Annotated in this window: 28 protein-coding genes; 18 read left to right on the top strand and 10 right to left on the bottom strand. The window is 71.2% G+C overall.

The annotated features are described in order from the left end of the window. Positions 1-27 precede the first annotated feature (27 nt). Both ilvA and VNM44_RS16960 read left to right on the top strand, forming a co-directional pair. The gene (gene ilvA, locus VNM44_RS16965) at positions 28-1,221 is read left to right on the top strand and encodes a threonine ammonia-lyase (RefSeq protein ID WP_349258063.1); all 1,194 of its coding nucleotides are present in this window, start codon (positions 28-30) and stop codon (positions 1,219-1,221) included. A gap of 4 nt (positions 1,222-1,225) precedes the next feature. After that, positions 1,226-4,552, top strand: a complete 3,327-nt coding sequence (locus VNM44_RS16960) for an ATP-binding protein (protein WP_325627502.1) — start codon at positions 1,226-1,228, stop codon at positions 4,550-4,552. Here VNM44_RS16960 and VNM44_RS16955 read toward each other — a convergent pair. Next, on the bottom strand, positions 4,524-5,864 hold the full coding sequence (locus VNM44_RS16955) for an MBL fold metallo-hydrolase (protein ID WP_325627501.1): 1,341 nt from the start codon (positions 5,862-5,864) through the stop codon (positions 4,524-4,526). The genes VNM44_RS16960 and VNM44_RS16955 overlap by 29 nt on opposite strands. 28 nt (positions 5,865-5,892) lie before the next feature. Next, entirely contained in the window at positions 5,893-6,408 is a 516-nt protein-coding gene (locus tag VNM44_RS16950) for a DUF1775 domain-containing protein (protein WP_325627496.1), read from the bottom strand. A 151-nt stretch (positions 6,409-6,559) separates the two neighbouring features. Between VNM44_RS16950 and VNM44_RS16945 the strand changes: the two genes are divergently transcribed. The 6 genes from VNM44_RS16945 (at position 6,560) to VNM44_RS16920 (ending at position 12,958) form a co-directional block, all read left to right on the top strand. After that, positions 6,560-8,197, top strand: a complete 1,638-nt coding sequence (locus VNM44_RS16945) for a peptide ABC transporter substrate-binding protein (protein ID WP_325627494.1) — start codon at positions 6,560-6,562, stop codon at positions 8,195-8,197. A 61-nt stretch (positions 8,198-8,258) separates the two neighbouring features. Then, complete coding sequence (locus tag VNM44_RS16940) at positions 8,259-9,191, top strand: ABC transporter permease (protein WP_325627492.1); 933 nt, start codon at positions 8,259-8,261, stop codon at positions 9,189-9,191. Next, positions 9,191-10,174 carry an ABC transporter permease gene (locus VNM44_RS16935; protein WP_325627490.1) on the top strand — a complete coding sequence of 328 codons (984 nt, stop codon included), beginning with the start codon at positions 9,191-9,193 and terminating at the stop codon, positions 10,172-10,174. Before VNM44_RS16940 ends, VNM44_RS16935 begins: the two co-directional genes overlap by 1 nt. After that, a complete protein-coding gene (locus VNM44_RS16930; protein ID WP_325627488.1) occupies positions 10,171-11,193 on the top strand; it encodes an ABC transporter ATP-binding protein in 1,023 nt (340 codons plus the stop codon). Before VNM44_RS16935 ends, VNM44_RS16930 begins: the two co-directional genes overlap by 4 nt. Further along, positions 11,190-12,041 (top strand): ABC transporter ATP-binding protein, encoded by an 852-nt coding sequence (locus tag VNM44_RS16925; RefSeq protein WP_325627485.1) that lies wholly within the window; start codon positions 11,190-11,192, stop codon positions 12,039-12,041. The genes VNM44_RS16930 and VNM44_RS16925 overlap by 4 nt, the downstream gene beginning before the upstream one ends. Further along, positions 12,038-12,958 carry a Kelch repeat-containing protein gene (locus tag VNM44_RS16920; protein ID WP_325627483.1) on the top strand — a complete coding sequence of 307 codons (921 nt, stop codon included), beginning with the start codon at positions 12,038-12,040 and terminating at the stop codon, positions 12,956-12,958. Before VNM44_RS16925 ends, VNM44_RS16920 begins: the two co-directional genes overlap by 4 nt. 43 nt (positions 12,959-13,001) lie before the next feature. On the opposite strand, the gene VNM44_RS16915 is transcribed toward VNM44_RS16920, so the two are convergent. After that, positions 13,002-14,135, bottom strand: a complete 1,134-nt coding sequence (locus VNM44_RS16915; protein ID WP_325627481.1) for an acyl-CoA dehydrogenase family protein — start codon at positions 14,133-14,135, stop codon at positions 13,002-13,004. A gap of 76 nt (positions 14,136-14,211) precedes the next feature. Here VNM44_RS16915 and VNM44_RS16910 point away from each other — a divergent pair, with 76 nt between their 5' ends. The 5 genes from VNM44_RS16910 to VNM44_RS16890 all read left to right on the top strand — a co-directional run bounded on the left by VNM44_RS16910 (position 14,212) and on the right by VNM44_RS16890 (position 18,013). Next, positions 14,212-15,402 carry an MFS transporter gene (locus VNM44_RS16910; RefSeq protein WP_325627479.1) on the top strand — a complete coding sequence of 397 codons (1,191 nt, stop codon included), beginning with the start codon at positions 14,212-14,214 and terminating at the stop codon, positions 15,400-15,402. Between the two features lie 38 nt (positions 15,403-15,440). Beyond that, positions 15,441-15,743, top strand: a complete 303-nt coding sequence (locus tag VNM44_RS16905) for an SCP2 sterol-binding domain-containing protein (RefSeq protein WP_325627477.1) — start codon at positions 15,441-15,443, stop codon at positions 15,741-15,743. 165 nt (positions 15,744-15,908) lie between these two features. Further along, complete coding sequence (locus tag VNM44_RS16900; RefSeq protein WP_325627475.1) at positions 15,909-16,277, top strand: phage holin family protein; 369 nt, start codon at positions 15,909-15,911, stop codon at positions 16,275-16,277. 62 nt (positions 16,278-16,339) lie between these two features. Next, the gene (locus tag VNM44_RS16895; RefSeq protein WP_325627473.1) at positions 16,340-17,593 is read left to right on the top strand and encodes a hypothetical protein; all 1,254 of its coding nucleotides are present in this window, start codon (positions 16,340-16,342) and stop codon (positions 17,591-17,593) included. Positions 17,594-17,626: 33 nt separating this feature from the next. Beyond that, complete coding sequence (locus VNM44_RS16890; protein WP_325627471.1) at positions 17,627-18,013, top strand: phage holin family protein; 387 nt, start codon at positions 17,627-17,629, stop codon at positions 18,011-18,013. 7 nt (positions 18,014-18,020) lie between these two features. On the opposite strand, the gene VNM44_RS16885 is transcribed toward VNM44_RS16890, so the two are convergent. Further along, entirely contained in the window at positions 18,021-18,857 is an 837-nt protein-coding gene (locus VNM44_RS16885; RefSeq protein WP_325627469.1) for a DMT family transporter, read from the bottom strand. Continuing rightward, a complete protein-coding gene (locus VNM44_RS16880; protein WP_325627467.1) occupies positions 18,854-19,612 on the bottom strand; it encodes an enoyl-CoA hydratase-related protein in 759 nt (252 codons plus the stop codon). Before VNM44_RS16880 ends, VNM44_RS16885 begins: the two co-directional genes overlap by 4 nt. Positions 19,613-19,636: 24 nt before the next feature. Between VNM44_RS16880 and VNM44_RS16875 the strand changes: the two genes are divergently transcribed. Together VNM44_RS16875 and VNM44_RS16870 are read left to right on the top strand one after the other, a co-directional pair. Continuing rightward, on the top strand, positions 19,637-20,512 hold the full coding sequence (locus VNM44_RS16875; protein WP_325627465.1) for a dihydrodipicolinate synthase family protein: 876 nt from the start codon (positions 19,637-19,639) through the stop codon (positions 20,510-20,512). Then, positions 20,509-21,447, top strand: coding sequence for a proline dehydrogenase family protein (locus VNM44_RS16870; protein WP_325627463.1), 939 nt, complete (start codon positions 20,509-20,511; stop codon positions 21,445-21,447). The genes VNM44_RS16875 and VNM44_RS16870 overlap by 4 nt, the downstream gene beginning before the upstream one ends. A 15-nt stretch (positions 21,448-21,462) precedes the next feature. Here the strand turns inward: VNM44_RS16870 and VNM44_RS16865 are convergent, their stop codons facing one another. Next, complete coding sequence (locus tag VNM44_RS16865) at positions 21,463-21,711, bottom strand: hypothetical protein (RefSeq protein WP_325627461.1); 249 nt, start codon at positions 21,709-21,711, stop codon at positions 21,463-21,465. Beyond that, the gene (locus VNM44_RS16860) at positions 21,708-22,067 is read right to left on the bottom strand and encodes a cupin domain-containing protein (protein WP_325627459.1); all 360 of its coding nucleotides are present in this window, start codon (positions 22,065-22,067) and stop codon (positions 21,708-21,710) included. The genes VNM44_RS16865 and VNM44_RS16860 overlap by 4 nt, the downstream gene beginning before the upstream one ends. A 68-nt stretch (positions 22,068-22,135) precedes the next feature. On the opposite strand from VNM44_RS16860, the gene VNM44_RS16855 reads away from it, so the two are divergent. Together VNM44_RS16855 and VNM44_RS16850 are read left to right on the top strand one after the other, a co-directional pair. Further along, positions 22,136-22,483, top strand: a complete 348-nt coding sequence (locus VNM44_RS16855; RefSeq protein ID WP_325627455.1) for a cupin domain-containing protein — start codon at positions 22,136-22,138, stop codon at positions 22,481-22,483. 186 nt (positions 22,484-22,669) lie between these two features. After that, positions 22,670-24,808: a thiamine pyrophosphate-dependent enzyme gene (locus VNM44_RS16850; protein WP_325627453.1), complete on the top strand. Its 2,139-nt coding sequence runs from the start codon at positions 22,670-22,672 to the stop codon at positions 24,806-24,808. Here the strand turns inward: VNM44_RS16850 and VNM44_RS16845 are convergent, their stop codons facing one another. Beyond that, positions 24,809-24,943: a hypothetical protein gene (locus VNM44_RS16845; RefSeq protein WP_325627451.1), complete on the bottom strand. Its 135-nt coding sequence runs from the start codon at positions 24,941-24,943 to the stop codon at positions 24,809-24,811. It lies immediately after the preceding gene. Between the two features lie 57 nt (positions 24,944-25,000). Between VNM44_RS16845 and VNM44_RS16840 the strand changes: the two genes are divergently transcribed. After that, positions 25,001-25,792 carry a hypothetical protein gene (locus VNM44_RS16840; protein WP_325627449.1) on the top strand — a complete coding sequence of 264 codons (792 nt, stop codon included), beginning with the start codon at positions 25,001-25,003 and terminating at the stop codon, positions 25,790-25,792. Here VNM44_RS16840 and VNM44_RS16835 read toward each other — a convergent pair whose 3' ends face one another. Beyond that, on the bottom strand, positions 25,793-26,068 hold the full coding sequence (locus tag VNM44_RS16835; RefSeq protein ID WP_325627447.1) for a hypothetical protein: 276 nt from the start codon (positions 26,066-26,068) through the stop codon (positions 25,793-25,795). It lies immediately after the preceding gene. Positions 26,069-26,161: 93 nt separating this feature from the next. Beyond that, a partial coding sequence (locus tag VNM44_RS16830; RefSeq protein ID WP_325627445.1) for a hypothetical protein occupies positions 26,162-26,468 on the bottom strand: 307 nt, incomplete at its 5' end.

Raw genomic sequence — 26,468 nt, 5'->3', positions numbered from 1 at the left:
CGGCGCGGTCGCGGGCGACGGGGGGGCATGAGCGAGCGGCCGACGATCGCCGAGGTGCGTGCGGCGCAGGAACGGCTCCACGGGATCGCCCGCGTCACGCCCGTCTACCCGTCCGAGACGCTCTCCCGCCTCGCCGGGCGCCCCGTGCTCCTCAAGGCGGAGAACCTCCAGCGAACGGGGGCGTTCAAGATCCGCGGCGCCTACAACACCATCGCTCAGCTGTCCGCGGACGAGCGCGACCGAGGGGTCGTCACCGCGAGCGCCGGCAACCACGGGCAGGCGGTTGCCTGGGCCGCCCGGGAGGCCGGCATCGGCGCCACGATCGTCGTGCCCGAGGCCGCGCCGATGGCGAAGGTCGAGGCGGCGCGCGGCTACGGCGCGACGGTCGAGCTGGCGGGGGAGGGGTTCGACGACACGGTCGCGCTCGCGCGTGCGCGCGAGCAGGAGACGGGCGCGACCTTCGTCCACGCGTTCGACGACCAGCGCGTGATCGCCGGCCAGGGGACGCTCGGGCTGGAGCTCGCCGGACAGCTGCCCTCGGGAGAGCTGACGGTCGTCGTGCCCGTCGGCGGGGGAGGCCTGGCATCCGGGGTCGCGATCGCGCTCGACGCGCTCCGGCCGGAGGTGAGGGTCGTGGGCGTCCAGTCGGCCGCCTGCGCTCCGTTCGCGGGGAGGGAGCCTTCCGGCGCGACGATCGCGGACGGGATCGCCGTGAAGCATCCCGCGGCGGTGACGCGGGCAATCCTCTCCGATCTGCTCGACGACGTCGTGGTCGCTGACGACGAGGAGATCTCTCAGGCGATCGTGCTCCTGCTCGAGCGGTCGAAGCTCGTCGTCGAGGGCGCGGGCGCCGCGCCCGTCGCGGCCATCCTCGCCGGGCGCGCGGGTGGTGCCGGGCCGGTCTGCGCGATCCTGGCGGGCGGGAACATCGACGCGACCACGATGAGCTCGGTGATCCGCTACGGGATGACGGCCTCGGGCCGGTACCTCGTCGTCGCGCTGCTGATCCCGGATCGGCCCGGCGAGCTCGCCCGCATCGTCGGGCTGATCGCCGAGCAGCGCGCAAACATCCTCTCGATCCAGCACCACCGGGAGGGACGCAACATCGGCGTGCTCGAGACCGAGGCTGAGCTGACGCTCGAGACGCGGGGCGAAGAGCATGCGCAGACGCTGATCCGCGCACTCGCCGAGGCCGGCTACACCGTGCGACGGCTTCGGTGACACCGTGATCGCGTGCGCGCGCTGCGCCCGGGAGAACCCGGACGACGCCCGGTTCTGCAACGGCTGCGGAGCCCCGCTCTCGCCCGAGCAGCGGGGGCGGGAGGAGCGCAAGGTCGTCACGGCGGTGTTCGTCGACCTCGTCGGCTCCACCGCGCGCGCCGAGCAGCTCGACCCCGAGGACGTCCGCGCCCTGCTCCGCCGGTACCACGAGACGCTCCGGCGCGAGCTCGAGCGCTACGGCGGCACGGTCGAGAAGTTCATCGGCGACGCGGTCGTCGCGGTGTTCGGCGCGCCGACCGCGCACGAGGACGATCCCGAGCGCGCGGTTCGGGCCGCGCTCGCCGTTCGCGACGCGATCGGGGCGCTCGACGAGCGGGACGACGCGCTCGACCTCCACGTGCGGGTGGGAGTCGCGACGGGCGAGGCGCTCGTGGCGCTCGATGTCAGCGCGGCGGCCGGCGAGTCGATGGTCGCCGGAGACGTGATGAACACGGCGGCGCGCATCCAGGCCGCTGCCCCCGTGGACGGGATCCTCGTCGGCACCGCAACGCATCGCGCGACCGAGCGGCTGATCGTGTACCGGCGGCACGAGCCGGTCACGGCCAAGGGCAAGGCCGACCCGATCGAGGTGTGGGAGGCCGTCGAGGCGGTCGGGCGGGTCGGCCAGGCGGCCGCCGAGCCGTCGTCGCCGCTGATCGGTCGTGAACACGAGCGCGCGCTCCTGCTCGGTGCCTTCGCGCGCGTCCGCGTGGAGCGCGCGCCCCAGCTGGTGACGCTGGTCGGCGTGCCCGGGATCGGCAAGAGCAGGCTCGTCGCCGAGCTCGGCCAGGCCGTGGCCGACGACGAGGAGATCATCACGTGGCGCTACGGCCGCTGCCTTCCCTACGGCGACGGGGTGAGCTTCTGGGCGCTCGGGGAGGTGGTCAAGGCGCAGGCGGGCATCCACGAGAACGACGCGGCGGACGTCGCCGGAGCGAAGGTCGACCGGATGGTGGACGAGATCGTGCCCGCCGAGGAGGTGCAGTGGATCGCCGCGAGCCTGCGTCCTCTCGTGGGGCTCACGCCCCAGGACGTCGCGCTCGCCGATCGCCGAGCGCAGCTCTTCGCGGGCTGGCGCGCGTTCCTCGAGCGGCTTGCCGACCGGCGGCCGCTCGTGATCGTGTTCGACGATCTCCAGTGGGCCGACGACGGCATGCTCGAGTTCGTCGACGGCCTGGTGGAGCTGGTCGAGGACGTTCCTCTGCTCGTCGTCTGCTGCGCTCGTCCGGAGCTGCTCGAGCGTCGGCCCGACTGGGGTGGAGGCAAGCGGAACGCCCTCACCGTCTCGCTCGGGCCGCTCACGCCGACCGAGACGGAGCGGCTCGTCGAGTCGCTGCTCGGCCGCGACCCGGCAGACGAAGAGCTACGCGCCTCCGTGGTCGAGCGCGCGGCGGGCAATCCCCTGTACGCGGAGGAGTTCGTGCGGATGCAGGCATCCGGCGGTGCGAGCTCCGGGCTCCCCGATTCGGTGCTCGGCATCGTGGCGGCCCGTGTCGACCTCCTCCCGCCGGCGGAAAAGGAGCTGTTGCGCGACGCGGCCGTGATGGGCTCCGTCGTGTGGTCGGACGGCCTGCGGGCGGTGTCGGGGCGCGATGGCCACGAGGAGGTCGGAGAGCTCCTGCGAGCGCTCGGACGCAAGGAGTTCCTCCGCCGCGAGCGGCAGTCGGCCGTGTCCGGCGCCACGCAGCATGCGTTCGTCCACGGCCTCGTCCGTGACGCGGTCTACGCGCAGCTTCCTCGCCGCGACCGGGTGGAGCGCCACGTCCGGGTCGCGCGCTGGATCGAGTCGCTTCCGGCGGATCGCCGCGAGGATCGCTCCGAGCTGCTCGCCCATCACTACGTCCAGGCCATCGAGCTGTCGCGTAGCGCGGGGCTCGACTCCGGCGAGCTCCAGCCGGCCGCGTCGGCCGCGTTGCGCGAGGCAGGGCTCCGCGCGTTCGCCGTCGGCGCCCCGCTCGGATGCGTTCGCGCGCTGCGTGCCGCAGCCACCTGGTCGACGGATGGTCTCGACGCCAAGGCGCTGCGTGTGCTCGGCAAGGCGCTCGTCTTCACCGAGCAGAGCGGCCGCGAAGAGCTCCTGCGTGCGTTCGACCTCTTCCGCGCCGACGGGTCGAAGGCCGGAGCGGCGGCCGTCGCCGTCGACATCGCGCACTCGCTCTGGCAGCAGGGTGACGGTCTCGGCGCAGCGGAGTGGGCCGCACGCGGCGTCGAGCTCATCGAGGGAGAGCCACCGTCGCACGACCATGCGCACGTGCTCGCGCAGGTTGCACGGCTCGAGATGCTGGCCGGCCGCCAGGAACGATCGATCGAGCTCGCCGACCGTGCGATCGAGATCGCGACGTCGGTCGGAGCCGGGGGTGCTCGGGCATCCGCGCTCATCACGAAGGCGACGTCTCGCGCAAACGCCGGCGACTACGAGAACGTGCGAGAGGACCTGGAGGAAGCCCGCCGGCTGACGCTCGAATACGACCCGACGGAGGTGAGCCGGGCCTACGTCAACCTCTCGAGCATCCTGCTGGACTTCGGCGATCTCGCGGGATCCATGGCGGTCGCGCGAGAGGGGCTCGCCCACAACGTGCGCGCCGGGACCGCCGGTGGAACGGGTGGCTTCGCGTCGGGCAACCTTTGCGAGGCGACCTTCTTCACGGGGCAGTGGGACGAGGCGGAGGCGATCGCGACCGCGGAGCTGGAGCGCGCCCGGAAGGTCGGCGGGCTGTACTACGAGCCCTTCTTCCGGTTCGTCCTCGCCGAGCTCGGCTTCGTGCGTTCCGGGGCCGCCGCCGACGCCGTCGCCACCGTTCGCCGTGGGGTCGAGCTCGGGTACTCCCGCGGTGACGACCAGTCGGTCTACCCGAGCCTCGCGACGGCGGCCTGGACCCTCGCGCGCACGGGGCACACCGACGAGGCGAGGGCGCTGGTGGACGACTTCCTGGTGCGGCGCCGAGCCAACCCTCGCGGCGTGATGCCCGGGTACTGGATGGTCTATCTCGCTCTTGCGTGCGAATCCGTGGGTGGTGGGCGATCCGGATCGCTCGCCTCGCTGGACGAGCGTCCGGGGCCGCGATTTCTCGAGGCGGCGCTCGAGATCGACGCCGGCCGCTTCGAGGAGGCGGCCGCGATCCTTCGCGAGATCGGCGCGCCGCAGTTCGAGGCGGAGGCCCTCGTGCTCGCCGCGCGGGGAGGGGACGGGGATGCGCTCGGTCGCGCCCGGGAGCTGCTCGAGCGGCTCGGCGCAACCGCGCGCCTGCGCGAGCTCGACGCGGTCAGCCCGAGCCGCAGCGGCGGAACGTGACCGCGGTCGCGCCGCGCGCGAGCCAGTCGTTCATACCGCCGTCGAGGACGGGCCGCGCGTCGAGGCCCTTCGCCCGGAGGATGCTCGCCGCGACTGCGGCACGCGGCCCGGAGTTGCAGATCGTGACGATTGGACGGCCGTCGGGCAGGTCGGGACAGCACGAGCGCATCAAGCGGTAGGGCACGCTCCGACTGCCGGGGATGTAACCCTCGTCGCGCTCGTCGTGCTCGCGGACGTCGATCACGGTCGCTCCCGCCTCGATGAGCGCTTCGAGCTCGTCCATCGCCACCGACTCGGTCGTCTCAGGGCCGCCCCCGAGGACGTAGCCGGGGATGTCCGCGAACGCCACCGACCGCAGCCCCGCGACCGCGCGAGCGGCCTCCGCAGCGGTCGCCGCCAGCACCGTGACCGGCGCGTCGGCGTCGAGGACGAAGCCGGCCTTGGTCGAGAAGCTCGTCCCCGACACGGGAACGCTCACCGCGCCGGGCAGGTGCCCGGAGAGGTGCTCCTCCACCGGACGGACGTCCAGCAGCTGCGATCCGGGTGCCGGGAGCGGAAGCTCCTGCGGCGCGGGTGGGGCGGGCCGGAAGGGGCCGCGGTTGAGCTCGACGATGCGGGCGAGGTTGGGAGGCTTCGGCGCTCCGACGTCGGCGGACTCGGCGACGAAGGCGTCGAGCTCCTGGATCGACGCCATCGGGTTGAAGCGGCGCTCGAACCCGATCGTCGTGGAGCCGCGCGAGCTCATCGCCCTGCCGCAGAGCGACCCTGCGACGTGGCCGGGGAACACCTCGACCCCGTCGGGAAGCTCGAGCAGACGTCGCAGCGAGTGGAAGAGCCCCTCGGCGCCCTCCACCGCCCCGACGGCGAGGTCGGGTCGCGCTGCGTCGCCGACGAAGAGCGAGTCACCCGTGAGCACGAGCCACGGCTCCTCGGCGCGTGTCGTGTCGATCACGGCGAAGCAGCAGTGCTCGGGCCGATGGCCGGGCGTATGGATGCAGCGGAGCGTGACCGTCCCGACCGAGACCTCGTCGCCGTCCGCGAGCGCGTCACTCGGGTACTCGGCTCCCGCGGCGGGATGGATGCTCACCGGAACACCGTGCTCGAGCGCGAGTCGGCCGTGACCCGAGACGTGGTCGGCATGCGTGTGCGTCTCGAGCGTGCGCACGATGCGGACGTCGAGGCGGTCGGCCTGCGCGAGCGCCGTCTCGATCTCGAGGGGCGGGTCGACGACTACCGCCTCGTGGGCCTCCTCGCAGCCGACGACGTACGAGGCGCACCCGAGGTCGTCGTTCAGGATCTGCGCGAAGAGCACCGCCGCCGGACGGTAGCAACGGCTTCCGCTATCTCTCTTGAAGTGGGCGGCGACGCACGAGGCGCAGCGCGAGGAAGCTGGCGGCGATCACGACGAGGCCGACGGCGCCTGCCGCGAGCGCGCGGTCGAAATGCTGCGACGGCGCCTCGGTGCCGGTCGCCGGAAGGATCGTCAACTCCGCGTTCCACTGGACGGTCTCGATGTCGTCGTAGAGCTGCTTCGCGCGAAAGCTCACCAGCCCGGCGCGACTGCCGGCCGTCACGAGAAGCGGGAAGGCCACGATCTTCTGCCCGGTTATCTTGCCGCCGGTCCACCGAGCGCGCGTCCCCGAGCGCTCGAGCTGTAGCCGCCAACCGGTCGGTGGATCGGCAGCTGCGAAGACGAAGCCCGGCGGCGCGTCGATCACGAGGGAGACGGTGGCATGCGGGGGTCTTTCGTTGGGGGTCTCGAACTCGACCCGTGCCTGTCGGTCGGCGTCGAGGTACGGAGGCGCCACGGTGACGTGGCCCGCGGCCGAAGAGGCCATCACGAGGGTCGCGATCACGACTCCGATGCCCGACGAGAGCGCCCGCGGAAGGTGAGCGTTCCGTAAGGGGTGTCGCGGAGTCGTTTTCGAACGGTCCATACGGGGAATCAGGCACTACCGGCCGTCCGTCATCACCCCGGGGACGGCTCGACGAAAAGGAGAGAACCCGATGAGGATAACCGTGCGTGCGCTGCTGGCCGCCGTGTTCGTCGCGACCTTCGCTGCGCTCGCCGCCGGATGTGGTGGGGGTAACGGGGCCGGCGGTGACGGCGGCGGCGTGATCGACCAGGTGATCACCATCAACTGGGGGACAGAGCCCCCATCGCTCGATCCGGGTCTTGCGACCGACACCACCTCGTCGGATGTGCTGCTCAACATCATGGATCCGCTCGTCAAGCTCGGTGACAACCTCGAGCCGGTTCCGAACCTTGCGGAGTCGTGGGACGTCACGAACGGCGGCAAGACCGTGACCTTCCATCTCCGCAACGACGGCAAGTGGACGAACGGCGACCCCGTGACCGCAAAGGACTACGAGTGGTCGTGGAAGCGGACGATCTCGCCCGACCTCGCTGCCGACTACGCCTACCAGTTCTTCGGCATCGTCGGCGCCGAGGACTACAACAGCTGCAAGTCGGGCTGCGCCGCGATGCGGGACAAGGTCGGCATCAAGGCGACGGACGACCACACGCTGCGCGTCGAGCTGACGTCGCCGCAGCCCTGGTTCGTCCAGCAGGTGGCACACACGTCCTTCCTCGCGGTGAACCGGGCGACGGTCGAGAAGTTCGGGAACAAGTGGACGGAGCCGGGCAACATCGTCACGAACGGGCCGTTCGAGCTCGCGACGTGGCGGCACAACGCCGAGCTCGACCTCAAGAAGTGGGACGCCTGGCGGAACGCCGACGAGGTCAAGCTGAAGCGGATCAACGGCAGGATGATCTCGGAGGGCACCACGGCCGTGCAGGCCTTCGAGGCCGGCGAGCTCGACATGACCGCCGGGCTACCGCCCGAGGAGCTGTCGCGGCTGAAGGGCACCGACTCGTACAGCCAGTACCCGGGGCTCGGGACGTACTACTACGGCCTCAACGTGAAGGCGATCCCGGACGTGAACCAGCGCCGGGCGATGTCGCTCGCGATCGACCGCCGGACGATCATCGACAACATCGCCCAGGCAGACCAGCTGCCGCCGACCGGGTTCACGCCGAAGGGCATGCCGGGCTTCGACGAGCTCAACCCGAGCTCGCCATGGACGCCGGAGAACGGCGATCTGGACAAGGCGAAGGAGCTGATGGCCAAGGTCGCCAACCCGAACAAGAACGTCAATCTGGTGATCAACGACTCTCCGGGCCACCGTGAGATCGCGGTCGCGATCCAGTCGATGTGGAAGGAGCTCGGGATCAACACGACGATCCGGCAGCAGGAGTGGGCGCAGTTCCTCGAGTCCCTCGGCCCGCCGCCCGACCCGTCGGTCGACGCGTATCGGCTCGGCTGGATCGGGGACTACGTCGACGCGATGAACTTCCTCGAGCTCTGGACCTGCAAGTCGGGCAACAACAACTCGAACTACTGCGACCCGCAGTACGACGCGCTCGTCGCCAAGGCGCGTCAGACGCCCGACAACGACGCCCGATACAAGATCTACGGCGAGCTCGAGGACAAGCTGCTCGGTGAGAACGGGGCGGTTCCGATCGCGCCGATCTACTGGTACACGTACGTGCAGCTCGAGCGGCCGTCGATCAAGGCCTCGCTCAACGTCAACCTCCTGAGTCAGACCGATTACACGAAGGTCGTCGAGGTCGAGCCTTCATAGGACGAACCGGGGCGGCGGCCCATTCGGCCGCCGCCCCTAGTCCGCGGACGAGGAGACGCAGATGACGAGGCTGATCGTGCGCCGGGTGCTCTGGACGATCCCCGTGATCCTGCTCGTCATCCTCATGACCTTCCTGCTCATGCGGCAGATCGAGGGGAACCCGTTCCGCACCTCCGAACGGGCGATTCCCGCGTCGATCCAGGCGAATCTCGAGGCGAAATTCGGGCTCGACGACCCCTGGTGGAAGCAGTACGTGCGCTACGTCAAGGGCGTTGCGACGTTCGATCTCGGCCCGTCGCTCGTCCTCCGCAACCGCGACGTGAACGACATCGTGCGCGAGCACTTCCCGCCCTCGCTCGAGCTCGGCGCGCTCGCCATGCTGTTCGCGCTCGTGTTCGGCATCCCGCTCGGGCTGCTCGCCGCACTCCGCGCCAACAAGTGGCCCGACTACACGGCGATGTTCGTCGCGAACGTCGGCTTCGCCGTGCCGAGCTTCCTCATCGCGACCCTCCTCATCTACTTCTTCGCCGTTCGCTGGGGCGACATCTTCGACATCCCGACGAGCGGCTGGACCACGTGGCAGAGCAAGATCCTGCCGACGATCGCGCTCGGTCTCGGCCCGATGGCGTACTTCGCGCGTCTCACGCGCGGCTCCGTGCTCGAGACCCTGCAGCAGGACTACATCCGCACGGCCCGCGCGAAGGGGCTGCGGCGCCGCCGGGTCGTCGTGGTGCACACCCTGCGCAACTCGCTGATCCCGGTGGTCACCGCAGCCGGGCCGATCCTCGGCTTCCTGATCACCGGCTCGTTCGTGATCGAGCAGATCTTCGCGATCCCGGGCATCGGGCGGTACTACGTCACCGCCGTCACCGGCCGCGACTACTCGGTGGTGATGGGGCTCACCGTCCTGCTGGCGATGATCGTGATCGTCGCGAACATGGTGGTCGACATCCTGTACGGGATCCTCGATCCGAGAACGCGCGAGGCGCGCTGATGTCGAGCACGTCCTCGGGCGAGCGCACGCAGTTCCCCGGCCTGCGCCGGCTCAAGGAGCGGCGCTACCTACGGCTCCCGACGCCGCCGCCGCCGACTCCGACGGCGTCGGGCGACGCGGGCGCTCCGATCCGCAGCTCGAGCCTCTGGCGCGACGCCTGGTACCGCTACCTCCGAAACCGAGCCGCGGTCATCGCCGGGATCGCCTTCCTGGCTCTCCTCGCGTACTGCGTGATCTGGCCGATCGTCTCCCCGTACGACCCGAACCAGGTCGACTTCTCGCAGGCCAACGACAGCCCGAGCCTCGCCCACCCGCTCGGCACCGACCAGTTCGGGCGCGACCTCTTCACGCGGACGGCGCTCGGCGGGCGGGTCTCGATCGGGATCGGCTTCGCGGCGACGCTCGTGATCCTCGCGATCGGCGTCACCTACGGCGCGATCGCCGGGTTCCTGGGCGGCTTCGTCGACAACGCCCTGATGCGCTTCCTCGATGCCCTCTACGGGCTCCCGTACCTGCCCTTCGCGATCATCATCCTCGCGATCTTCGGCGGCGGCAGCTTCTGGACGATGGTCATCGCGCTCTCGATCGCCTCCTGGTTCACGACGGCGCGGATCGTCCGGGGGCAGATCATCACGCTGAAGGAGAACGACTACGTTCGCGCCGCGCACGCCGTCGGCGCGCGCTGGCTGCGCATCCTCGCCCGTCACCTCCTGCCGAACACGCTCGGCGTCCTGGTGATCGCGGTCTTCCTCGAGCTCCCGGGGGTCATCCTCGGCGAGGCGTTCCTCTCGTTCATCGGGCTCGGAATCAGCCCCCCCGACGCGTCGTGGGGATCGATGGCGCAGGACGGCTACCGCGCGTACCGCGTGGCGCCGCACATCATCATCGTTCCCTCCATCGCGATCGCGTGGCTGATCCTCTGCGCGAACTTCATCGCCGACGGGCTCCGCGACGCCCTCGACCCGAGGACGAGGGAGACATGAGCGCGACGCCCCTTCTCGAGGTGCGCGATCTGGCGACCCATTTCTTCACCCGCGAGGGCGTGGTCCGCGCGGTCGACGGCGTCAGCTTCTCCGTCGACCGCGGCCGGACGCTCGGCCTCGTCGGCGAATCGGGCTCGGGCAAGTCCGTCACAGCGCTCTCGATCATCGGGCTCATCCCGCAGCCGCCGGCGCGGATCGTCGGCGGCGAGGTCGTGTTCGACGGCCGTGACCTGACGACGCTCTCCGAGCGCGAGCTCGAGGACGTCCGCGGCAAGCGGATCGCGATGATCTTCCAGGACCCGATGACGTCGCTCAACCCGACGTTGACGATCGGGACGCAGCTGCTCGAGACGATCCGGCGTCATCTTCACCTCCCGAAGCGCGAGGCGCGCCGGCGCGCGATCGAGCTCCTCGACGAGGTTGGGCTCCCGAATCCCGAGACGCGGCTCGACGACTACCCGCACCGCCTCTCGGGCGGCATGCGCCAACGCGTGATGATCGCGATGGCCGTTTCCTGCGAGCCCGACCTCCTGATCGCCGACGAGCCGACGACGGCGCTCGACGTCACGGTGCAGGCGCAGGTGCTCGATCTCCTGGACGAGCTCCGCACCCAGCACGACATGGCGATGATCGTGATCACACACGACATGGGCGTGATCGCCGAGGTCGCCGACGAGGTCGTCGTGATGTACGCGGGCCAGATCGTCGAGCAGGCTCCGGTCACCGAGCTCTTCGCCCGGCCGGAGCATCCGTACACCGAGGCCCTGCTCGGCGCGCTCCCGCAGCTCGAGGACGACACCGCGCGCACCGGCCGCCTGACGGCTATCCCAGGCCGGCCCCCCGACCTGCTCGACCCGCCGGAGGGCTGCCGCTTCGCCGCGCGGTGCCCGTATGCGAACGAGTTCGACGGGTGCGCCACGCACATGCCCGCGCTCCGCGAGCTCCGCCCGGGTCACATGGTCCGCTCCGAGCACCCGACGACCGAGCGCGCACGGCGGAAGGAGGCGGCCCCGGCATGACTGCGCTCCTCGAGGTCCGCGATCTCGTCAAGCGGTTCCCGGTCAAACGAGGCCTGATCGTCGAGCGGACGGTCGACTACGTCGAGGCGGTCGCCGGGGTCAGCTTCGACATCGAAGCTGGCAAGACGCTGGGGCTCGTCGGGGAGTCGGGCTCCGGCAAGTCGACGACCGGGTTCTGCGTCCTCCAGCTGCTCCGCCCGACGAGCGGCTCGGTCAGGTTCGACGGGCAGGAGCTGACGGAGCTCGAGGGGGAGGAGCTGCGCCGCGTCCGGCGCGACGCACAGATCGTCTTCCAGGATCCGTACTCGTCCCTCGACCCGCGGATGACAGTCGGCAACATCGTCAGCGAGCCCCTGGTCGTGCACAAGGTCGGCTCGCGCCGCGACCGCCAGGTGCGCGTGCGCGAGCTCCTCGACGTCGTCGGCTTCGACCCGACGTACGTCAACCGCTACCCGCACGAGTTCTCGGGCGGGCAGCGACAGCGCATCGGCATCGCGCGCGCGCTCGCGCTCTCGCCGCGGCTGATCGTCTGCGACGAGCCGGTCTCGGCGCTCGACGTCTCGATCCAGGCGCAGATCATCAACCTGCTCAAGGACCTGCAGCGCGAGTTCAACCTCGCGTATCTCTTCATCGCGCACGACCTCGCCGTCGTCCGCTCGGTGAGCGACCGGATCGCCGTGATGCACCGGGGGCACATCGTGGAGACGGGCCCGGCAAACGAGGTCTACGAGCGGCCGAAGGAGGACTACACCAAGGCTCTGCTCGCGGCCGTCCCGGTGCCCGACCCGGCCAGGATGCGCGAGCGCAAGTCCGAACGGCGGCGCCTGCGCGACGTCGTCGCGACGTGAGAGTCCTCGCGGTCGCGCTCTCCGCGCTCGTCTGTGGCGCCGCGGCAGGGTCGCTGGCGGCTTCGGGCGCCGCACCGGTCGAGGCGCGCTGGGAGCGGGCGGCGTCGCTCTCGCAGCGCAGGAGCTATCTCGCTGCGGCCGAGCTGGGCGGCCGCATCTACGCGGCCGGCGGGATGGTGGGGGAGACCGGGAGACCGCTCGCGACGGTCTCGCGCTACGACCCGCGCCGCGACGCCTGGAGGACGCTCGCGCCACTCCCCACGCCGACCCGGGCGGCCGCCGCGGCGGCGCTCGGCGGGCGGGTCGTCGTCGCCGGTGGCACGACGCCCGCCGGGAACGTCGCCACGGTCGTGGCGCTCGACCCGCGGGCCGGCGCCTGGCGGCGGCTCGCGCCGCTGCCGGCACCTCGCTTCAACCATCGCCTCGTGGCGCTCGACGGACATCTCTATGCGCTCGGCGGCTACGACCGCGGGCGCGAGTGGCGCGACGTCTTCGTCTACGAGCCCGGAGAGAACCGCTGGAGCCGCGGGACGCCACTGCCGCGTCGCGTGCACGCGTTCGGCGCCGCGGCGTTCGGCGGGGAGCTGTGGGTCGTCGGCGGCCGGCGTGGTGAGCGTGTGCTGCGCGAGGTCTGGATCTACGATCCGCACACCAGGCGGTGGCGGGCCGGGCCGCCGATGCCCAAGCCGATGGAGCTGCTCGGGCTCGCGGCCGACGGCGACACGCTCCACGCGGTGTGGGAGTCCACGTACCAGGTCTTCGACCGAAGGACGGGCCGCTGGCGCGTCGGTCCGGCGCCCGAGGTGCCGAGGCACGCGCTCGAGGCATTCGTCCTCGGGCGGTGGCTGTACGCCGTCGGTGGGTGCACGACGGCGTTGCGCGACAGCCAAGTGGTCGAGCGGATCGCCGTTGCGTGAGGAACGCAATGCGGGGCCTGGCTGAAGCCGGGCCACGAACGCCTCAGAGCCCCAGATGCTTCGCAATCACCATCCGCTGGACTTCGTTCGTCCCTTCGCCGATCTCGAGGATCTTCTGGTCGCGGTACAGGCGCGAGATGGGGAACTCGTCCATGAACCCGTAGCCGCCGTGGATCTGGAGCGCCGCGTTGACCACCCGATTCGACAGCTCGCCGGTGTAGAGCTTCGCCATCGCCGCCTCGAGCGCGAACGGGCGTCCCTGGTCCTTGAGCCACGCGGCCTTGTAGACGAGCTGGCGGCCGGCCTCGATCTCGACCGCCATGTCCGCGAGTTGGAACGCAACCGCCTGGAACTTTGCGATCGGCTTGCCGAACTGGCGGCGCTCCTGCGCGTACGCGTAGGCGAGGTCATACGCGCCCTGGGCGAGCCCGACACCCATGGCCGCGACCGAGATGCGGCCTCCATCGAGGATCTCGAGGAACTGGGTGAAGCCCCTGCCGCGCGGACCGAGCAGGTTGTCCTCCGGGACCGCGCAGTCGACGAACGTCAGCTCACGGGTGTCGGACGCCTTCCAGCCGAGCTTGTGCAGCGGCTCCGAGATCGCGTATCCGGGCGTCCCGTTCTCGACGACGAGGTTCGAGATCTCGTCCTCGCCGGTGCGTGCAGTGATCGTCACGCCCCACGTGAGCTCGGTGCCGGCGTTGGTGATGAACATCTTCGAGCCGTTCACGATCCACGTCCCGTCGCGCAGCCCGGCCGTGGTGCGGGTCGCGCCCGCGTCCGACCCGGCGTCGGGCTCGGTGAGGCCGAACGCCGCGAGCCTGCGCCCGGAGGCCAGGGCGGGGAGCCAGCGGTCCTTCTGCTCGTCGCTCCCGAAGAGGAAGATCGGCATCGTGCCGAGCGATGTGTGCGCGGCGACGGTGATCGCGACCGACGAGTCGATGCGGGTCAGCTCCTCGATCGCGATCGCGTACGAGACCGTGTCCCCGCCCGCGCCGGAGTAGCGCTCGGGGATCGGGATTCCCATCAACCCGAGCTCGGCCATCTCGCGCACGAGCTCCACCGGAAACCGGCTCTCGCGGTCGAGCTCCTCGGCGACGGGTCCGACGCGCTCGCGCGCGAACGCGCGCACGGTGTCGCGGATCAGCTCCTGCTCGTGCGTCAGGTCGAGGTCCATGCGGCGCGGATCGTAGACGCCGGCGCGTCGAGCGGTGCTGCGACGCGAGCCGCCGGTCGGCGAGTAGCCTCGCCTCATGCGCGACGAGCTCGACCGGAGGGCGATGGCGACGCTCTCGGGTGGGCACATGGCCGTCGACTTCGCATCCGGCTCGGTGCCCGCATTGCTTCCGTTCTTCACCCTGAAGTTCGACCTCAGCTACACGGCGACCGCGGTGCTGATGCTGGCGGTGCTCGTGTCGTCCTCGCTCGTGCAGCCGTTCTTCGGCCTCTGGTCGGACCGGCGCGGCGCGATGTGGCTGCTCCCAGGCGGCGTCGCCCTCGCCGGCCTCGCCACCGGGCTCGCTGCCTCCGCGCCGACGTACCCGCTCGTTGCCGGGCTCGTCTTCGTGGCCGGGATCGGCATCGCCGCCTACCACCCCGAGGGCGCCAAGTTCGCCGCGTTCGCGAGCGGTAGGAAGCGGGCGAGCGGGATGTCGTACTTCAACATCGGCGGCAACACCGGCTATGCGCTCGGGCCGATCGTCGTGACGCCCCTCGTGCTCTGGCTCGGGCTCGGCGGCGGGACGCTCGCGATGATCCCCGTGCTCGTGATGGCCACGGTGCTTCTGCGCTCGCTCTCGGCGCTCCGTGGGGTAGCTCCGGCGGCCGCAGGCGCCCAGCGCGCTGCGGACGGACGGGACGACGTGCGGGCGATGACGCTCCTCACGATCGTGATCGCGTTCCGGAGCGTCGCCTGGTTCGGTCTCCTGACGTTCGTGCCGCTCTGGGTCGTGGCGAACGGCGGAACCGAGGGCGAGGGCGGTCGCGAGCTCTCGCTCATGCTCGTCTCGGGCGCGATCGGCACGCTCGTGCTCGGGCCCGTCGCCGACCGTATCGGTCTCCGCCGCACGCTGGTCGTGACGCAGGCCGCCCTTCCCTTCCTCATCGTCGTCTTCGTCGCAGTCGGCGGCGCAGTGGGAACCTTCGCCCTGATGCTCGTCGGTCTCTCCTGCGTCGGCACCTTCGGCGTGACGATGGTGCTGAGCCAGCTCTATCTCCCCCGCCACGTCGGCATGGCGAGCGGCCTCTCCATCGGCCTGGCGATGGGCCTCGGCGGGATCGCGGCCGTCCTGCTCGGCGTCGTCGCCGACATCATCGACCTCGAGACGGCCCTCTACCTCGCCGCTGCCGCGCCGGCGATCGGGTGCGTCTTCTCCATCTTCCTCCCGCGTCCGCACACCGTCGGTGCGCCGCACGCCGAGCCCGCCGCGCCGGCGATCGTCTAACCTGCCCGATTGAACGGTCAGTCAACGAGGAGACGCGCATGACCGCACAGGAGTTCTTCACGACCCTGCCGGAGCGGGTCGACCCCGCGAAGACCGCCGGGATGAACAACACGTACGTGTTCGACGTCGACGGCGCGGGCCAGTGGACCGTCGCGGTCGAGGACGGCGCCGTGAGCGTGACGGAAGGCGCCGGCGAGGCCGACTGCACGATCTCGGCCAGCGAGGACACGCTCGTCAAGATCGCGAAGGGCGAGGCGAACGCCACGACCGCCTACATGACGGGCAAGCTCAAGATCCAGGGCGACATGGGCGCCGCCCTGAAGCTCCAGAAGTTGTTCTGAATTGTCCGCAAGGCGGGAATCCGCCGAGCGGATTCCCGCCTTGCGGCTGCCCGCCCTGGCGGGGCGGGGCACTGGAAACTGCCCAGAAGGCGTCCGCTGTCGCGGCCGCAACTGCCGCGTCGCGTTGCCGGGAACGATGCCTCGATCACTTGTAGGCTGCCCCGCATGCCGTGGGTCGTCGTCGCGCTCGTCCAGTGGGGGATCAACGTCCTGGCGCTGATCGTCGCGGACTGGGCGCTCGACGGCTTCACGATCGACCGCTGGGGCCCGCTGATCTTCGCCGGCGCCGTGCTCGGCCTCGCGAACGTCTTTCTGAAGCCCCTCGTGACGTTCATCGCGCTGCCGCTGATCCTGCTGACGTTCGGGATTGCCTACTTCTTCGTCAACGTCGTGATGCTGCTCTTCACCGAGTGGGTCGTTCCCGACTTCTCGATCGACGGGTTCTGGACGTACGTCGGAGCGACAATCGTGATCTGGCTCGTCAACTGGCTCGCCTCGCAGCTCGTCTGGTCGGTGGCCGACGATCGCCCGTAGCCGCTCGTAAGGATGCTCTGAAGACGGTCTTCGCGCCGCCCGGAGGAGGGTAGGGTCGCTCCGTGGCCCGTCTCGCCGCCGTCACGTGTGCCGTGCTCGCGAGCGGGCTGATTCTCGCCGTCGCCGCCTCTGCCGCGCCGGCGCTGCGCGTCGGGGTCACCGACGACGCGTGGCTCGAGTTCGGGCCGGGCACGCTCGAGGAGCGGGTCTCGGACCTCCAGGAGCTCGGTACCCAGGTCGTGCGCGTGACGCTCGACTGGCGGGAGATCGAGGCGACCCAGGGCACGTACGACTGGAGCCGGGACGGAACACTGCTCGACGCGCTCCGCGGCTCCGACATCGAGCCGGTGGTCGCGATCTGGGGTACACCCGCATGGGCGAACGGGGGCCGAGGCGCCAACGTCCCTCCACGCTCGGCGGCGTCATTCGCGTCCTTCGCCGGCGCCGCCGCCGAGCGCTTCCCCTGGGTTCGCCGCTGGATCGTCTGGAACGAGCCGAACCAGCGCCGCTGGCTCCTTCCTCCCTCACCGACGACGTACGTCGTCAAGCTGCTCAACCCCGCCGCGGCGGCGATCAAGGAGGTCATCCCCCGTGCGATCGTCGCAGGCGGCGCGACAGCGCCGCGCGGTGGGCGCGGCGGCATGTCGCCCGTGGACTTCATCCGCGGGATGGGCCGTGCGGGCGCGAGGCTCGACGCCTACGCGCACCATCCACACCCGCTCTCACCGGGCGAGACGCCGTTCACCGGCGGCTGCTCCTACTGCGAGACGATCACGATGGCGACGCTCGACCGCCTCGTTCGCGAGACGCGGTCGGCGTTCGGGAGGCGCACGCGGATCTGGCTGACGGAGCTCGGCTACCAGACGAATCCGCCCGACCGCATCCTCGGCGTGAGCTGGGCGCGGCAGGCGCGGTCGGTGGCAGAGGCGCAACGACGCGCATACGAGACTGCCGGCGTGGACCTGCTGATCCAGTATCTCGTGCGGGACGAGCCGAAGCTCGGGGCCTGGCAGAGCGGGCTCGAGACAGTGGCCGGGCGCGTGAAGCCCTCGATGGCGTCATTCGCGTTGCCGCTCGCGCAGGTCGTGCGCAAGGGCATCGCGACCACGGTCTGGGGACAGGTACGGCCCGGCACGGGTACGCGCGCGTACGTCCTGCAGCGGCGCGTCGGCGGCCGTTGGTCGCCGGTCGGCGTCCCCGGCACGACGTCCGCGCGCGGCTACTTCACGCGCACGATCCGGGCCGACAAGGGGACGCAGTTGCGCCTGTTCGACCCGGACACCAGTCGTGCGAGCCCGACGCTCGTCGTCACGTGATGCCGCCGTCCTGATCCTGTAGGGTCGCGCCGGATGATCCGGCTCCTCGTCCGCACGCTCGTCGCCGTTGCTGCGAACGCGATCGGGCTGATCGTGGCGGCGATCGTGCTCGACGGCGTCCACCTCAACTTCGCCTCCTTCGTCGTGGCCGTCGTGATCTTCACGATCGTCTTCGCCGTCCTGCAGCCGTTCCTCGCGGTGCAGCTGCGGAGGCTGGGCAACGGCGCCATCGGCGCCACGGCGCTCATCGCGACGCTCGTCTCGCTGCTCCTCACCGACCTCCTCTCCGACGGGTTGGAGATCGACGGGGTGGGGACGTGGATCGCCGCTGCGGTGATCGTCTGGCTGGCGGCGCTGGTGGCCGCATTCGTGCTCCCGTTCCTCGGACTCAAGAAGTACCTCGACGAACGCCGCGCCTGACGGCCCGTCACGACGAGATCAGCGCCACGGCGACGAGGGCGAGCGCGACACCGGCGAGCTGCAGGCCGCGGAGCCGCTCGCGCAGGACGAGCGCCGCGAGGAACGTCGTCGTCACGGGGTAGAGCGAGGCGAGCACGGACGCGACCGAGATCGGGCCTCGCTGGAGGGCGAGAAGCAGCGTGACCGCTGCCGCGACCTCGAGCGCTCCGATCGCGACGACCCACGGGGCGGCCGCCCGCCCGACCGAGAGCCCTCCAGTCAGGACGATCGCGAGCGCGACCAGCACGGTTGCGGAGGTGAGGCGCGAGATCGCGACGGGCCAGAGCCCTGCGTCCTCGTGCACGCGCGCGAAGCACACGTAGAAGAGGCCGAACAGGACGCCCGCCGCGATCGCGAGCGGCAGCGCGTCCCGGCTCGCCGCGGCTTCGGCCGGGCCCATGGGCCCGAGCGACACGAGGCCGATGGCGACGATCGCCAGCGCGATCCCGGCCACGGCCGCCTCTCCGGGCCGTTCCCCGCCGCCGAGTGCATAGAGCAGGGGGACGAGAGCTCCCGTCACGGCCGTCACGGGAGCGACGACGCTGATCAGCCCGCGGGTCATCGCCGTGTAGAAGCACACGAGGCCGAGCGCGACGGCGACGCCGCTTCCGACGGCCCAGCAGGCATCTGTCGTCGTGACGCGCTCGGACGCGACGAACAGCGCGGTCGGCACGGCGAACGCGAGGCCGACCAGCTGCGCGGCGGCCGCGACGCGGACCGCGTCCACCGTCCTCGAGAGGAAGCCGCCGACGAAGTCGGCGCCGCCGACGAGCAGCGCCGAGGTGACCGCGAGGAGGGCCGTCAACGGTTGTGCCCGTCGGGCGCCCAGGCGGGGCGTCTGCGCTCGAGGAACGCACGCAGCCCTTCCTGTCCCTCCTCGCTCGTCCGACGTTCGGCGATTCGGCGCGCCGTCTCGGCGCCGTCCGGGCGCTCGAGCACGAGGCGCTTTGCATGCCGGGCGGCCCGGGGCCCGGCCGTCCGCAGCTCGCCGAGCACGCGCTCGAGCGCGACCTCGAGGTCGTCCGACACCTCGTGGACGAGGCCGATCCGCAGCGCGGTGGCCGAGTCGAACCGCTCGCCGGTGACGAAGTAACGCCGTGCGGCGCTCTCTCCGATCTTCCGGAGCGCGAAGGGTGAGATCACCGCCGGGACGATCCCGAGCTTCACCTCCGAGAACGCGAACACCGCCCGCGGCTCCGCGAGGACCACGTCGCTGCATGCCACGAGGCCGATGCCGCCGCCGAGCGCGTGGCCCTGCACGACGGCGACGACGGGTGCCGGACAGCCGTCGATCGCCTCGAACATGCGCCGGAGCGCGTTCGCGTCCGCGACGTTCTCCTCGACGCCGAGGCCGGCCGACGCGCGCATCCACTCCACGTCCGCGCCCGCGCAGAAGCTCGGCCCGTCGCCGGCGAGGACCACCGCCCGGGACGTTCCCACGTCGACGAACGCCTCCGCGAGCTCGGTGATCAGCGAGGCGTCGAACGCGTTCCTGGTCTCCGGCCGCGCCAGCGTGACACGGAGGACGTCTCCGTCTCGCTCGATGCGGAGCGCGCCCACGGGCGACAGCCTAAGGTTTCGGCGATGCCGACCCGACTACACGGGACGATCGCCGCCGCCGCAACGCCTCTGGCCGACCGCGGCGCGAGGCTCGACGAGCCGGCATTCGGCCCGTATGCGGACTTCCTCGTCCGCGCGGGCCTCGACGGCGTGCTCGCGTTCGGGACGAACGGCGAGGCGGTCCTGCTCTCGCTCGACGAGCGGCGCCGCGGGCTCGAGCTCTGGCTCCAGGCGGTCGCCGGTCGGGCGCTCGTCGCGGCCCATTGCGGCGCGCAGACGACGGCGGACACCGTCGCGCTCGCGTCCCATGCGGCCGAGGCGGGCGCCGACGCCGTCGCCGTGATCGGACCGCCGTACTTCAAGCTCGACCCGAAGGCGCAGCGTGCGCATCTGCTCGCCGCTGCGTCCGCGTGCGCGCCGCTCCCCTTCTACGTCTACGAGTTCGCGGCGACCGCCGGCTATGCGTTCGACCCCGCGATGCTCCTGCGCCTCCGCGAGGAGGCGGACAACGTGACCGGGATGAAGGTCTCGGACTCGCCGTGGGACGCCTTCGAGCGGTACCTGCTCGAGGGATTCGACATCTTCGTCGGGCCAGAGGCGCTGATCCATCGTGGCCGCGAGGCGGGGGCCGTCGGCGCAGTGTCGGCGCTCGCGTCCGCGTTTCCCGAGGAGGTCGCCGCAGTCGTCCGGGACCCGACGGAGGCCGGCGCCGCGCGCCTCGCCGAGCTGCGCGGGCAGATGGAGTCCTTTCCGCGCCACGCCGCGCTGAAGCGCGTGATCGGCTGGAAGGGCGTGCCGATCCGACCGGATGTTCGGCCGCCGCTCCGCGACCTCGACGCCGCGGAGATCGTTGCACTCGAGGACTGGCTCGGTCGCGAGGTCGGAGCACACGCGGCGTGAGCCTTGCGGGCCGCTCGAACGCCGTGCTTCGGGCGGGGATCCTTCGCGCGGCCGACGACCGGCACGTCAGGCGGTTCATGGGCCGCCACGGGATGCGGCTCGGCGCAGGGCGCTTCGTCGCGGGGGAGACGCTCGACGACTGCGTCGTGGTCCTGCGTCGCCTCGCCGAACAGGGACTGCATGCGAACACGACGTTGCTCGGCGAGAGCATCTCGGACCGCGACGAGGCGAAGGCGGTCGCAGACGAGTACGCGAGGATCCTCGAGCGGCTCCACGCGGAGCAGCTGCCCGTCAACGTCGCGCTCAAGCTCACGCATCTCGGCCTCGAGCTCGACGAGGAGCTCGCGTACGCGAACGTCGAGCGCGTCGTGAAGGTCGCGGAGCGACTGCAGAGCTTCGTGCGAATCGACATGGAGCAGTCGAGCGTCGTCGACGCCACGCTGCGGATCTACCGGCGGCTGCGCGAGGCGGGGCACGACCGCGTCGGCACCGTGCTGCAGTCGTACCTCTTCCGGACGGCGAGCGACCTCGAGGCGCTGCTTCCGCTCGAGCCGAACCTCCGCTTCGTGAAGGGCGCCTACCTCGAGCCGCCCGAGATCGCGTACACGGCGAAGGCCGATGTCGACGCCGCCTACGGACGCCTTGTCGAGACGGCGTTGCGCGGCGGCGCGTACGCGGCGATCGCGACGCACGACGAGGCGTTGATCGGCCGCTGCCTCGCGTTCGCAGAGCGCCAGGGGATTCCGCGCGACCGCTTCGAGCTCCAGATGCTCTACGGGGTGCGGCCCAGGCTCCAGCTCGACTTCGTCGACCGAGGCTACAAGGTGCTCGTAGCGACGCCGTACGGGCCCGAGTGGTACCCGTACCTCATGCGCAGGCTCGCCGAGCGGCCGGCGAACCTCGGCTTCTTCGTGCGGAACCTCGTGCGCCGCTGAGCAACTCCACGCCGCTCACGTCAGCGCGTCGAACTCCTCGTAGAGATCGGGCTCGCGTCCGACGAGCGCGCGCAGCTCGTCCAGCTGGCGGGGAGCGCCCTCGTCCTCCTCCGACACGACGAGCGCCCCGATCCGCTCCGCCGCCTCGTTGACGAGCAGCATGCTCGGCGCATCGAGAGGCTCGAGGCCCTCGAGCGCGTCGCGGAGCGTCTCGAGCGGAGGGCTGCGCTCGTCGAGCCGCCAGAGGACGATGCGGACAATCACTCCTCGGGGAGCTCCCACGGCACGTAGACGCCGCCCGGGACGCCGCCGACGACGAGGAACGACATGCCCTCGGGGCCCGCTGTCGGCCGGCGCTTCGACTCCGGCGGCACGAGCACGTACCGTCCCGGCCGCATCTCGACCTGCTCGCCGTCCACGTCGAGCGTGCCGCCGCCCGAGAGGGTGAGGTAGACCTCTTCCTGGCCCGACTCGGTCTCGTCGTGCTCCGAGCCGACCTTTCCCGGCGGAAAGTCGATCTGCGCGAACCCGAACGCCGTTGCGCCGAGACGCTGTCGCACGAACTTGAACGTGCCCCACGTGTACGGGATGTCCTCGACGTCCGCCACCGCGTACGCCATCTCGCCTCCTCGACGTCGTGTCCCGGCCGAGCTTACGAGACGGGCGGAGCCTGGCATAGACTCGAGTGGTGGACGTCCTCCGCTGGGACGACGAGCCGATCGAGCGGCTGAGCGACGGCATCGGCCGCCGGATGCTGAACGGCGAGGCGCTGACGCTCGCGCAGATCACTCTCGCGGCGGGGGCCGTCGTGCCCGAGCACGAGCACGCGAACGAGCAGATCGCGACCGTCCTCTCGGGCAGGCTGCGCTTCACGGTTGGAGGCGAGGAGCGTGAGGTCGGGCCCGGGGAGAGCGTGCTGATCGCGGGCGGCGTGCCGCACCGGGTCGAGGTGCTCGAGAACGCCGTGGTGCTCGACGTCTTCGCACCGCGCCGGGAGGACTGGATCCGCGGCGACGACGCCTACCTGCGGGGATGAGATGACGAGGGACGTGGCCTCTCGACCACGTCCCTCGCATGGGGGACCGGTCGGGTCGCCGGCGCTGCGGCCCGCGCGACGACCCGATCTCGACCGGTCTGGGCTCAGGATCGGCGCTGGTCGACCCGCTCCGCATCCCCCATCCGGTGGTTCACCTTTCGGGTGACCGATAGCGTCGAACGCCACATGAGCGACGATCTCGACCCGCTGGAGCAGCACCTCGTCGACCGGGTCCGCTCGCTCGAGCGCGGTGAGGCGGGCCCCCGGGCGCCGTCCGAGGCGTCCGCCGCGTGGCGGGCGCAGGTCGAGAGCCGGGCGATCGACCACGCCGCGCGCTGGTTGCAGTCGCGACGGCTCGGCTTCTACACGATCGGATCGGCGGGACACGAGTCGAACGCGCTCGTCGCGCTGGCGTTACGGCCAACCGACCCGGCGCTCCTCCACTACCGCTCCGGCGCCTTCTACCTCGCCCGCGCGGGCCAGGCCGGCCGCGACGGAGCCTGGGACGTCCTTCTCGGTATGGCGGCAGCCGTCGACGAGCCGATAGCCGGCGGTCGGCACAAGGTGTTCGGGCACCACGACCTCTCCGTGATCCCGCAGACGTCCACCATCGCGTCGCACCTCCCGCGCGCGGTCGGGATCGCGTTTGCGATCGCGCGCTCGAAGACGCTCGGGGTCGCGTGCGAGTGGCCGCTCGACTCGGTCGTCGTGTGCTCGTTCGGCGACGCCTCGCTGAACCACGCGACGGCACAGTCGGCCCTCAACACCGCCGCGCATCTCGCGTACCGCGGAGAGCCGCTGCCGCTCCTCTTCGTGTGCGAGGACAACGGCCTCGGGATCAGCGTGCCCACGCCCGAGGGGTGGGTCGAGCAGTCGCTCCACGGGCGTCCCGAGCTCGCGGTCGAGCGGGTCGACGGCGACGACCCGGCCGCCGTCCTCGCCGTCGCGGGGGAGCTTGCCGGGTGGGTGCGAGAGCACCGGCACCCCGCCGTGCTGCACCTCCGCACGGTCCGGTACCTGAGCCATGCCGGAGCCGACCTGGAGACCGCGTACCGGGCAGGCCCGGAGATTCGCGCCGAGTTCGAGCGCGACCCGCTGCTCGCAACGGCCCGGTGGCTGGTCGAGGGTGGCTCCGCGACCGGGTCGGAGCTCGCCCACGACTACCTCGCGACCCGCACACGCATTCGCGAGCGGGCGGAGCAGGCGATGGAGCGCGCGCAGATCGCGACCGCCGAGGACGTCATGCGGCCGCTCGCGCCGCGCACGCCGTCGGCCGTCGCGTCGCTCGTCGCGAGGTGCAGCGGCACGGCTGAAGCCGCACCCCTGACGCTGGCCCAGGCGATCGACGCGGCGCTCGCGGAGTTGCTCGCCGCCCACCCGGAGACGCTCGTCTTCGGCGAGGATGTGGGCCTCAAGGGCGGCGTCTACGGAGTGACGCGAGGGCTGCAAGGGCGCTTCGGCGAGGAACGGGTCTTCGACACGCTGCTCGACGAGACATCGATCCTCGGCCTCGCGCTCGGGGCGGGGATCTCAGGTCTCGTCCCGATCCCGGAAATCCAGTACCTCGCCTATCTGCACAACGCCGAGGACCAGCTCCGCGGCGAGGCGGCCACGCTGCAGTTCTTCTCCCAGGGCGCGTATCGGAACGGAATGGTCGTCCGCATCCAGGGCTACGGCTACCAGAAGGGCTTCGGGGGTCACTTCCACAACGACAACGCGCTCGGAGTCCTGCGGGACATCCCGGGCCTCGTGATCGCCTCGCCCGCACGGCCTCAGGACGCGGCCGCAATGCTGAGGACGTGCGTCGCGGCCGCGAAGGTCGACGGCAGCGTCTGCGTGTTTCTCGAGCCGATCGCCCTGTATCACACCCGCGACCTCCACGAGGACGGCGACGAGCTGTGGCTCGGCACCCTCGACCTGGAGCACGTGCCGGTCGGCGCCGCGTACACGCATCGCGGGGGTGACGACCTGACGATCGTCACCTGGGCGAACGGGCTGCGGATGTCGCTCCGCGTCGCCTTGCGCTTGCGCGAGCGTGGCATCGGGGTCAACGTCGTCGACCTGCGCTGGCTGGCGCCGCTGCCGCTCGAGGAAGTGCTTCGCGAGGCGACCGCCACCGGCCGCACGCTCGTCGTCGACGAGACGCGCCGGACCGGGGGCGTAGGGGAGGGAATCGTGGCCGAGCTCCTGGACGCCGGCTACGCGGGGCGGCTCGCGCGCGTCGCGAGCAAGGACTCGTTCGTGCCGCTCGGCGACGCCGCCCGGCTCGTGCTCCTCTCGGAGGACGAGATCGAGTCGGCGGCGCTCTCGCTCCTCGCCGGCTAGCTACGGCCGCGGGAAATCGCGGTCGCGCCGCTCCTGGTCGCGGCCATCCTCGCGCGCCGCCCACAGCAGGAGTGCGATCCAGACGAGGACGGTCAGCAGGCCGACCACGGCGGAGATCGCAAGCGCCTCGCGCATGGCACGAGTATTCCACCGGGGCGTCGCGCAAACGACTCGGAGCCGTACGATGCGGTAATGACGGCCGGGGCGACGACGAGGAAGGTGCTGTCGGACGCTCAGATCACGGAGCTCCTGGGCCTCATGACGGGCGCCGACAGCGTCGAGCTGAAGCTCACCGTCCCGGAGTCGCATCAGGCCTCGACGGTCTCCGCACTCGGGATCGATCCGCTCCAGGCGCAGATCCGCCAGGTGTTCTTCTTCGACACGCCCGAGCTGACGCTGAGCAACCACGGCGTCGTCGTGCGCGCGCGGCGGGTCCAGGCGAAGGGCGACGACTCCGTGGTGAAGCTGCGACCGGTCGTCCCGCACGAGCTCCCGGCGGCGCTGCGGAAGTCGGCGAGCTTCGGCGTCGAGGTCGACGCGATGCCGGGGGGCTTCGTCTGCTCGGCGTCGATGAAGGGAGCACCAGCGAAGACCGACGTGCGCTCGACCGTGCTGGGCGGCGCGCCGCTTCGGCGGCTCTTCTCGAAGGAGCAGCGGGCGTTCTTCGCGTCGCACGCGCCCGAGGGGCTCGCGCTCGACGATCTGGCGATTCTCGGTCCGATCTTCGTCCTCAAGGTGCGCCTGCAGCCGAAGGAGCTCGGTCGCCGCCTGGTCGGGGAGGCGTGGCTCTACCCGGACGGCTCTCGGATCCTCGAGCTCTCGACGAAGTGCGCGCCGTCGGAGGCGTTCCAGGTCGCCGCCGAGGCTCGCGCCTTCCTCGCGGGCCGGGGGATCGACCTCTCCGGCGACCAGGAGACGAAGACCCGCAAGGCGCTCGACGTCTTCGCGAAGCCGCTCAGGGCGGCCGCGGCACCAGGCGCGTAGCTACGCGGCGACGATGTAGTCGTCGGGCGATCTGACGCTGACGCCCTTGGCGTGCGTCACCCGAATCGGGGTCTCCGAGGCGGGATTCACCTGCGTCACGTACGCGAGAATCTGCTCGGGCGATTCGCCCTCGGGGACGGTCGCCTTCGTGACGGTGATGATGTCGCCGATGACGGGAAGCCACTCGGCCGTGTACCTGTAGGCGCCCACCTCGAAGTACGGCAGGCCGGGGCCGACCCTGACGAGCGTGACGGCGAACGTTCTCTCCTCGGACACACCCTGAACGGTAGGCGCGTCTCTGGACGGCGCCCGGGCCCTTTGTGTAGTCCCGCGTGCCCGTTGGTCCGGGTCGCTCGGACGAACGGACGGTCAGCCGGCGCCGCCGGCGGGCCCTCGCCGGAGACGCCGCTCGTTCTCGAGCTCGCGGCGAAGCCGATAGAGCCCGGCCGGGCACTGGCCCTCGAGCGACGCGAGGATCGCTTCGTGATCGTCCGTCGTGAGGGGCGCTTCGGTCGTCACCCGCATTTCGATCGCCTGCGCGAGCCTGGCCGCGGTGCCGTCGAAGCCCGCGCCGTCGACGATCTGGACGAGAGCGCGGGCGTACTCGGGGCCGATTCGCACTCCGGAGATACGCATCGCCCGCGACGCTACCGCAGCGGCGACGGGCCTGGATCCA

Source organism: Gaiella sp., assembly GCF_035558935.1.
GTDB lineage: Bacteria > Actinomycetota > Thermoleophilia > Gaiellales > Gaiellaceae > Gaiella.
The sequence above is the reverse complement of the archived record's forward strand: the minus strand, read 5'-3'. Positions and strand labels throughout refer to the sequence as shown.

Bases quoted from the DNA above. Each gene is read 5' to 3' on its own strand.
- ilvA (WP_349258063.1), top strand. From the start codon at position 28: ATGAGCGAGCGGCCGACGATCGCCGAGGTGCGTGCGGCGCAGGAACGG.
- VNM44_RS16945 (WP_325627494.1), top strand. From the start codon at position 6,560: ATGAGGATAACCGTGCGTGCGCTGCTGGCCGCCGTGTTCGTCGCGACC.
- VNM44_RS16940 (WP_325627492.1), top strand. From the start codon at position 8,259: ATGACGAGGCTGATCGTGCGCCGGGTGCTCTGGACGATCCCCGTGATC.
- VNM44_RS16935 (WP_325627490.1), top strand. From the start codon at position 9,191: ATGTCGAGCACGTCCTCGGGCGAGCGCACGCAGTTCCCCGGCCTGCGC.
- VNM44_RS16930 (WP_325627488.1), top strand. From the start codon at position 10,171: ATGAGCGCGACGCCCCTTCTCGAGGTGCGCGATCTGGCGACCCATTTC.
- VNM44_RS16925 (WP_325627485.1), top strand. From the start codon at position 11,190: ATGACTGCGCTCCTCGAGGTCCGCGATCTCGTCAAGCGGTTCCCGGTC.
- VNM44_RS16915 (WP_325627481.1), bottom strand. From the start codon at position 14,135: ATGGACCTCGACCTGACGCACGAGCAGGAGCTGATCCGCGACACCGTG.
- VNM44_RS16910 (WP_325627479.1), top strand. From the start codon at position 14,212: ATGCGCGACGAGCTCGACCGGAGGGCGATGGCGACGCTCTCGGGTGGG.
- VNM44_RS16905 (WP_325627477.1), top strand. From the start codon at position 15,441: ATGACCGCACAGGAGTTCTTCACGACCCTGCCGGAGCGGGTCGACCCC.
- VNM44_RS16900 (WP_325627475.1), top strand. From the start codon at position 15,909: ATGCCGTGGGTCGTCGTCGCGCTCGTCCAGTGGGGGATCAACGTCCTG.
- VNM44_RS16890 (WP_325627471.1), top strand. From the start codon at position 17,627: ATGATCCGGCTCCTCGTCCGCACGCTCGTCGCCGTTGCTGCGAACGCG.
- VNM44_RS16875 (WP_325627465.1), top strand. From the start codon at position 19,637: ATGCCGACCCGACTACACGGGACGATCGCCGCCGCCGCAACGCCTCTG.
- VNM44_RS16860 (WP_325627459.1), bottom strand. From the start codon at position 22,067: ATGGCGTACGCGGTGGCGGACGTCGAGGACATCCCGTACACGTGGGGC.
- VNM44_RS16850 (WP_325627453.1), top strand. From the start codon at position 22,670: ATGAGCGACGATCTCGACCCGCTGGAGCAGCACCTCGTCGACCGGGTC.
- VNM44_RS16845 (WP_325627451.1), bottom strand. From the start codon at position 24,943: ATGCGCGAGGCGCTTGCGATCTCCGCCGTGGTCGGCCTGCTGACCGTC.
- VNM44_RS16840 (WP_325627449.1), top strand. From the start codon at position 25,001: ATGACGGCCGGGGCGACGACGAGGAAGGTGCTGTCGGACGCTCAGATC.